The sequence below is a fragment of the Mesorhizobium sp. M2A.F.Ca.ET.039.01.1.1 genome, from assembly GCF_003998035.1.
Classification (GTDB): Bacteria; Pseudomonadota; Alphaproteobacteria; order Rhizobiales; family Rhizobiaceae; genus Mesorhizobium.
Genome location: NZ_RZRY01000400.1, coordinates 1 through 5876, shown reverse-complemented (window position 1 = coordinate 5876; position 5876 = coordinate 1). Strand labels below are relative to the sequence as shown.

At 62.5% G+C, this 5876-nt stretch carries 14 protein-coding genes; all 14 read right to left on the bottom strand.

Annotated features, from left to right (window positions below):
• The coding region (gene rpsH / locus EOA24_RS25060) for a 30S ribosomal protein S8 (protein WP_127410159.1) at positions 1–310 on the bottom strand (310 nt) is incomplete at its 3' end.
• A gap of 12 nt (positions 311–322) precedes the next feature.
• Positions 323–628, bottom strand: a complete 306-nt coding sequence (gene rpsN, locus EOA24_RS25055; protein ID WP_042642199.1) for a 30S ribosomal protein S14 — start codon at positions 626–628, stop codon at positions 323–325.
• Between the two features lie 26 nt (positions 629–654).
• Complete coding sequence (gene rplE, locus EOA24_RS25050; RefSeq protein WP_126082801.1) at positions 655–1233, bottom strand: 50S ribosomal protein L5; 579 nt, start codon at positions 1231–1233, stop codon at positions 655–657.
• Complete coding sequence (gene rplX / locus EOA24_RS25045) at positions 1226–1540, bottom strand: 50S ribosomal protein L24 (protein ID WP_126082802.1); 315 nt, start codon at positions 1538–1540, stop codon at positions 1226–1228. Before rplX ends, rplE begins: the two co-directional genes overlap by 8 nt.
• A gap of 12 nt (positions 1541–1552) precedes the next feature.
• Positions 1553–1921, bottom strand: a complete 369-nt coding sequence (rplN, locus tag EOA24_RS25040) for a 50S ribosomal protein L14 (protein WP_006205457.1) — start codon at positions 1919–1921, stop codon at positions 1553–1555.
• Positions 1922–2004: 83 nt separating this feature from the next.
• Entirely contained in the window at positions 2005–2244 is a 240-nt protein-coding gene (gene rpsQ, locus EOA24_RS25035) for a 30S ribosomal protein S17 (RefSeq protein ID WP_023675136.1), read from the bottom strand.
• 4 nt (positions 2245–2248) lie between these two features.
• The gene (gene rpmC, locus EOA24_RS25030; protein ID WP_042642190.1) at positions 2249–2449 is read right to left on the bottom strand and encodes a 50S ribosomal protein L29; all 201 of its coding nucleotides are present in this window, start codon (positions 2447–2449) and stop codon (positions 2249–2251) included.
• Positions 2450–2461: 12 nt separating this feature from the next.
• Positions 2462–2875, bottom strand: coding sequence for a 50S ribosomal protein L16 (gene rplP / locus EOA24_RS25025; RefSeq protein ID WP_027170364.1), 414 nt, complete (start codon positions 2873–2875; stop codon positions 2462–2464).
• Positions 2876–2902: 27 nt separating this feature from the next.
• On the bottom strand, positions 2903–3637 hold the full coding sequence (gene rpsC, locus EOA24_RS25020; protein WP_112129139.1) for a 30S ribosomal protein S3: 735 nt from the start codon (positions 3635–3637) through the stop codon (positions 2903–2905).
• The gene (rplV, locus tag EOA24_RS25015) at positions 3637–4026 is read right to left on the bottom strand and encodes a 50S ribosomal protein L22 (RefSeq protein WP_010909277.1); all 390 of its coding nucleotides are present in this window, start codon (positions 4024–4026) and stop codon (positions 3637–3639) included. The genes rpsC and rplV overlap by 1 nt, the downstream gene beginning before the upstream one ends.
• 2 nt (positions 4027–4028) lie before the next feature.
• A complete protein-coding gene (gene rpsS / locus EOA24_RS25010; RefSeq protein WP_006205463.1) occupies positions 4029–4307 on the bottom strand; it encodes a 30S ribosomal protein S19 in 279 nt (92 codons plus the stop codon).
• A 16-nt stretch (positions 4308–4323) separates the two neighbouring features.
• Positions 4324–5157: a 50S ribosomal protein L2 gene (gene rplB, locus EOA24_RS25005; protein WP_126082803.1), complete on the bottom strand. Its 834-nt coding sequence runs from the start codon at positions 5155–5157 to the stop codon at positions 4324–4326.
• 22 nt (positions 5158–5179) lie between these two features.
• Positions 5180–5473: a 50S ribosomal protein L23 gene (locus EOA24_RS25000; protein ID WP_040983033.1), complete on the bottom strand. Its 294-nt coding sequence runs from the start codon at positions 5471–5473 to the stop codon at positions 5180–5182.
• On the bottom strand, positions 5470–5876 hold a 407-nt coding region (gene rplD, locus EOA24_RS24995; RefSeq protein WP_127410158.1), incomplete at its 5' end, for a 50S ribosomal protein L4. The genes EOA24_RS25000 and rplD, both read right to left, overlap by 4 nt.

Here is a 5876-nt window from a genome sequence, read left to right as displayed (position 1 = left end):
CGATGCCGAGGCCGTTTGCGACCTGCGGGATCGACTTAGCCGAGACATAGACGCGGCGGCCGGGCTTCGAGACGCGCTCGATTTCGCGCACGACCGGAGCGCCGTCGAAATACTTCAGCTCGATCTCGATTTCGGACTTGCCGTTTTCGAAATCGGTCTGGCTGTAGTCGCGGATATAGCCTTCCGACTTCAACACTTCGAGGACGCGGGCGCGCAGACGCGAGGCCGGGGTCGAGACGCTCGACTTCTTGCGGCCATAGGCGTTGCGGATGCGGGTCAGCATATCGCCGAGAGGATCGCTCAATGACATCTCAGTGTCTCCTTACCAGCTCGACTTGACCAGGCCCGGGATCTGGCCGGTGTTGCCCAGATCGCGAAGCGCGATACGCGAAAGCTTCAGCTTGCGATAGTAGGCACGCGGACGCCCCGTGACTTCGCAACGGTTGCGGATGCGGATCTTGGCCGAGTTGCGCGGCAGCGCCGACAGCTTCAACTGGGCGCGGAAACGCTCTTCCATCGGCTTGGACTGATCCATGATGATGGCCTTGAGCGCCGTGCGCTTGGCGGCGTACTGGTCGGCGAGCTTGCGGCGCCGGTTGTTCTTCTCGACTGAGCTGGTCTTTGCCATTTCAGATTTTTCCTTTTTCGCTGCCGTTACTGGCGGAAGGGGAAGTTGAAGGCCTTGAGCAGAGCCCTGGCCTCGTCATCCGTCTTCGCCGTCGTACAAACGATGACGTCCATGCCCCAGACCTGATCAACCTTGTCGTAGTTGATCTCCGGGAACACGATGTGTTCTTTGATGCCCATGGCGTAGTTGCCACGGCCGTCAAAGCTCTTCGGGTTCAGTCCGCGGAAGTCGCGAACGCGCGGCAGCGCGATGTTCACGAGGCGGTCGAGGAACTCGTACATGCGTTCCTTGCGCAGCGTGACCTTGGCGCCGATCGGCATGTTCTCGCGCACCTTGAAGCCGGCAATCGAGTTGCGGGCGCGGGTGACGACGGCCTTCTGGCCGGCGATCAGCGCGAGATCCTCGGCCGCGACCGAGGGCTTCTTGGAATCGGCGGTTGCTTCGCCGACGCCCATGTTCAGCACGATCTTGTCGATGCGCGGAACCTGCATCTCGTTGTCGTAGCCGAACTGCTCCTGCAGCGCCTTGCGGATGGTCTCCTGATAGACCTTCTTGAGGCGCGGCTCGTTCTTGGCAGTTGCCTGCTTGGTTTCAGCCTTAGCCATTGATGACTTCTCCCGAACGCTTGGCGACGCGCACCTTCTTGCCGTCCTTCTGGATGGTGAAGCCGACGCGGGTCGGCTTGCCGTCCTTGGGGTCGGCCAGCGCGATGTTCGACAGGTGGATCGGCGCTTCCTTGGTGATGATCCCGCCCTCTTGGGACTGGGTCTGCTTCTGGTGACGGCGAATGAGGTTCACGCCGCGGACGACCGCGGTGTCTTCCGTCGGCTGCACCGACAGGACTTCGCCCGAACGGCCCTTGTCCTTGCCGGCAAGCACGACGACCTTGTCGCCTTTTCTGATCTTTTGCATTGGTCCGGCTCCTTACAGCACTTCAGGCGCGAGCGAGATGATCTTCATGTGGTTCTTGGCGCGCAGCTCGCGCGGAACCGGTCCGAAGATACGGGTGCCGATCGGCTCTTTCTTATTGTCGACGAGAACGGCCGCGTTCTTGTCGAAACGGATCACGCTGCCGTCCGGACGGCGGATGTCCTTGGCCGTGCGAACCACGACCGCCTTCATCACATCGCCCTTCTTAACGCGGCCACGCGGAATGGCTTCCTTGATCGACACCACGATGATGTCGCCGACGGAGGCGTACTTCCGCTTCGAGCCGCCCAGCACCTTGATGCACATGACACGACGGGCGCCGGAATTGTCCGCGACGTCGAGGTTTGTTTGCATCTGAATCATGACTGGCCGCCTTCTTCTTTTCTAACGGGACGGGTGCTTTCACCCCTCCCCGGTCTGTCCAAAATTCGATTCGTTCGCCCGGATCAAGCCTGATCCGAAGAGACGACAACCCAGCGTTTGTCCTTCGAAATCGGCTTCGATTCCTGGATGAATACCTGGTCGCCAACCTTGTGGGCGTTGTTCTCGTCGTGCGCCTTGTACTTCTTGGTCATGCGCACGGTCTTCTTCATCACCGGATGCGTGAAGCGACGCTCGACCTTGACGACAACCGTCTTCTCGTTCTTGTCGCTGACGACGGTGCCCTGCAGGATACGCTTCGGCATGGTCTTAACCCTTCTTGGCCGCGGCTTTTTCCGCAGCGATGGTCTTGATGCGCGCGATGTCCTTGCGGACCTGCTTCACGCGCGCGGTCTTCTCGAGCTGGCCGGTGGCCTTCTGGAAGCGCAGGTTGAACTGCTCCTTCTTCAGCGCGGCCAGGTCGTCGGTCAGCTGATCCTGGGTCTTGGTCCGGATGTCTTCGGCTTTCATGATCGCCTGTCCTTATTCTGCGATGCGCTGCACGAAGCGCGTCTTGACCGAGAGCTTGGCGGCGCCGAGACGCAGCGCCTCACGCGCGGTCTCCTCGCTGACGCCGTCGATCTCGAACATGATGCGGCCGGGCTTCACGCGCGCCGCCCAATAGTCGACTGCGCCCTTGCCCTTACCCATGCGGACTTCGGTCGGCTTCGAGGTGACCGGCAGGTCCGGGAACACCCGGATCCAGACGCGGCCGGCTCGCTTCATCTCGCGGGTGATCGCGCGGCGGGCCGCCTCGATCTCGCGCGCGGTGACGCGGTTCGGCTCAAGCGCCTTCAGCCCGAAACCGCCGAAATCCAGATTGGTGCCGCCCTTGGCGGTACCGTGGATACGGCCCTTGAACTGCTTGCGGAACTTTGTGCGCTTTGGCTGCAGCATCGTTCTAACTCCAAATTCTCAAATGTCTCAGGCGTTCTCGCGACGACGGCCGCGTTCGCGCTCGCCACCAGCACCGCCGCCGCCATGCGCGGCATCGCCTTCGGTTGCACGGCGCTCGGAAGCCATCGGGTCGTGCTCGAGGATCTCGCCCTTGAACACCCACACCTTGACGCCGCAGATGCCGTAAGCCGTGTTTGCCTCGGCCGTGCCGTAATCGACATCGGCACGCAGGGTGTGCAGCGGCACGCGGCCTTCACGGTACCACTCCATGCGCGCGATTTCGGCGCCGCCGAGACGGCCGGAGCAGTTGATGCGGATGCCTTCGGCGCCGAGACGCATGGCCGACTGAACGGCGCGCTTCATGGCGCGGCGGAACGCGATGCGGCGCTCGAGCTGCTGCGCGATCGACTGGGCGATCAGCGTGGCGTCGATTTCCGGCTTGCGCACTTCAACGATGTTGAGGTGCGTTTCGGACTTCGTCATCTCGGTCAGCTTCTTGCGCAGCTTCTCGATGTCGGCGCCCTTCTTGCCGATGATCAGGCCCGGGCGCGCCGCATGGATGGTGACGCGGCACTTCTTGTGCGGACGCTCGATCACGACCTTGGAGATCGCGGCCTGCTTGAGTTCCTTCTCAAGATACTTGCGGATCTTGAGGTCCTCGTGCAGCAGCTGGCCGTACTCGCCGGTGTTCGCGAACCAGCGCGAATCCCAGGTACGGTTGATGCCGAGACGCAGCCCGATCGGATTGACTTTCTGGCCCATTATGCGGCCTCCCCTTTTTCCTCGACTTCACGAACGACGATCGTGAGGTGTGAGAACGGCTTTTCGATACGGCTGGCGCGACCGCGGCCACGAGCGTGGAAACGCTTCATGACGATCGACTTGCCGACATAGGCTTCCGCCACGACCAGCGCGTCGACGTCGAGGTCGTGATTGTTTTCCGCGTTGGCGATCGCCGATTCCAGCGTCTTCTTGACCGTGCCGGAAATCCGCTTGGCCGAGAATTCGAGGTCGGAAAGCGCTGTCGCGACCTTCTTGCCGCGGATCAGCGCGGCAACCAGGTTCAGCTTCTGCGGGCTGATACGGATCGTGCGCAGAACGGCACGCGCCTCGTTATCAGCAAGCCTGCGCGGAGCTTTGGCCTTGCCCATGATTATTTCCTCTTCGCCTTCTTATCCGCGCCGTGACCGTAATAGGTCCGGGTCGGAGCGAATTCACCGAACTTGTGGCCGACCATGTCCTCGTTCACCGAGACCGGGACGTGCTTCTGGCCGTTATAGACACCGAAGGTGAAGCCGACGAACTGCGGCAGGATGGTGGAGCGACGGCTCCACATCTTGATCACCTCATTGCGACCACCTTCACGAACCTTGTCCACCTTCTTGAGAAGGTAGCCGTCGATGAAGGGGCCTTTCCAAATCGAACGAGTCACTTGGCGTTACCTCTTATTAGCTCTTGCGCTGATGACGCGAGCGCAGGATGAACTTGTCGGTCGCCTTGTTGGACCGCGTCTTCTTGCCCTTGGTCGGCTTGCCCCAGGGCGAAACCGGATGACGGCCGCCTGAGGTGCGGCCTTCGCCGCCGCCGTGCGGATGGTCGACCGGGTTCATGGTCACGCCGCGATTGTGCGGACGCTTGCCGCGCCACACGGTGCGACCGGCCTTGCCGTCGTTGATGTTGCCGTGATCGGGGTTCGACACGGCGCCGACGGTGGCCATGCAGGAACCGTGCACGACGCGCTGCTCGCCCGAGTTGAGGCGCAGAATCGCCATGCCCTGGTCGCGGCCGACGAGCTGCGCGTAACCGCCAGCCGAACGGGCGACCTGGCCGCCCTTGCCCGGCTTCAGCTCGATGTTGTGGACGATCGTGCCGACCGGCATCGAGGCCAGCGGCATAGCGTTGCCCGGCTTCACGTCGACCGCTTCGCCGGCCACGATCTTGTCGCCGGCGGCAAGACGCTGCGGAGCCAGGATGTAGGAGAGCTCGCCATCGTCATACTTGATCAGCGCGATGAAGGCGGTGCGGTTCGGATCGTATTCGATACGCTCGACCGTGCCGACGACGTCGTACTTCTTACGCTTGAAGTCGATGATGCGGTACGAACGCTTGTGACCGCCGCCGATGAAGCGGGCCGTGATGCGGCCGTAATTGTTGCGGCCGCCCGACTTGGTCAGGCCTTCGGTCAGGCCCTTGACGGGCTTGCCCTTGTAGAGGCCCGAGCGGTCGACGATGACCAGCTGGCGGGTGCTCGGCGTTATCGGGTTGAATTTCTTAAGTGCCATTGTCCTGTCCTCGCGGCCTTGCTCAGAGACCCGTCGCGACGTCGATCGACTGGCCGTCGGCCAGCGTCACAACCGCCTTCTTGACGTCGCCCTGGCGGCCAACCGTGCCGCGGAAGCGCTTGATCTTGCCCTTGCGGACGAGCGTGTTCACAGCCGTCACCTTGACGCCGAAGAGAGCTTCCACGGCAGCCTTGATTTCCGGCTTCGACGCCTTCTTGGCGACGTTGAAGACGACCTGGTTCTGCTCGGAAGCCATGGTCGACTTTTCGGTGATCGCCGGCGAGACGATCACGTCGTAGTGACGGAGGTCGGTCATTTAAAGCGCTCCTCGAGAGCCTCGACGGCGGCCTTCGAAAGGACCAGCGTGCCGCGGCGCAGAATGTCGTAGACGTTGATGCCCTGGATGGGCAGCACGTCGATGTTCGGAATGTTGGTCGCGGCCAGCTTGAAGTTCTGGTCAAGCTCGGCGCCGCCGATCACGAGGGCGTTGGTCAGCCCCAGCGTCTCGAGGTTCGCCACCAGGGCCTTGGTCTTGGCTTCGGCAAGCTTCAGCTCGTCGACGATGATGAGCGAAGCGCTCTTGGCCTTGGCCGAGAGAGCATGCTTCAGGCCCAGCGCGCGCACCTTCTTCGGCAGCTCGTGCTCATGGCTGCGCACGACCGGGCCGTGCGCCTTGCCGCCGCCGCGGAACTGCGGAGCGCGAGCCGAGTGGTGACGGG

Coding starts and splice junctions, on each gene's coding strand:
- rplX (WP_126082802.1), bottom strand. CDS start 1,540: ATGCAAAAGATCAGAAAAGGCGACAAGGTCGTCGTGCTTGCCGGCAAG.
- rplB (WP_126082803.1), bottom strand. CDS start 5,157: ATGGCACTTAAGAAATTCAACCCGATAACGCCGAGCACCCGCCAGCTG.
- rplN (WP_006205457.1), bottom strand. CDS start 1,921: ATGATTCAGATGCAAACAAACCTCGACGTCGCGGACAATTCCGGCGCC.
- rpmC (WP_042642190.1), bottom strand. CDS start 2,449: ATGAAAGCCGAAGACATCCGGACCAAGACCCAGGATCAGCTGACCGAC.
- rpsC (WP_112129139.1), bottom strand. CDS start 3,637: ATGGGCCAGAAAGTCAATCCGATCGGGCTGCGTCTCGGCATCAACCGT.
- rplE (WP_126082801.1), bottom strand. CDS start 1,233: ATGGCTAAGGCTGAAACCAAGCAGGCAACTGCCAAGAACGAGCCGCGC.
- rpsN (WP_042642199.1), bottom strand. CDS start 628: ATGGCAAAGACCAGCTCAGTCGAGAAGAACAACCGGCGCCGCAAGCTC.
- EOA24_RS25000 (WP_040983033.1), bottom strand. CDS start 5,473: ATGACCGACCTCCGTCACTACGACGTGATCGTCTCGCCGGCGATCACC.
- rplV (WP_010909277.1), bottom strand. CDS start 4,026: ATGGGCAAGGCCAAAGCTCCGCGCAGGCTTGCTGATAACGAGGCGCGT.
- rpsQ (WP_023675136.1), bottom strand. CDS start 2,244: ATGCCGAAGCGTATCCTGCAGGGCACCGTCGTCAGCGACAAGAACGAG.
- rplP (WP_027170364.1), bottom strand. CDS start 2,875: ATGCTGCAGCCAAAGCGCACAAAGTTCCGCAAGCAGTTCAAGGGCCGT.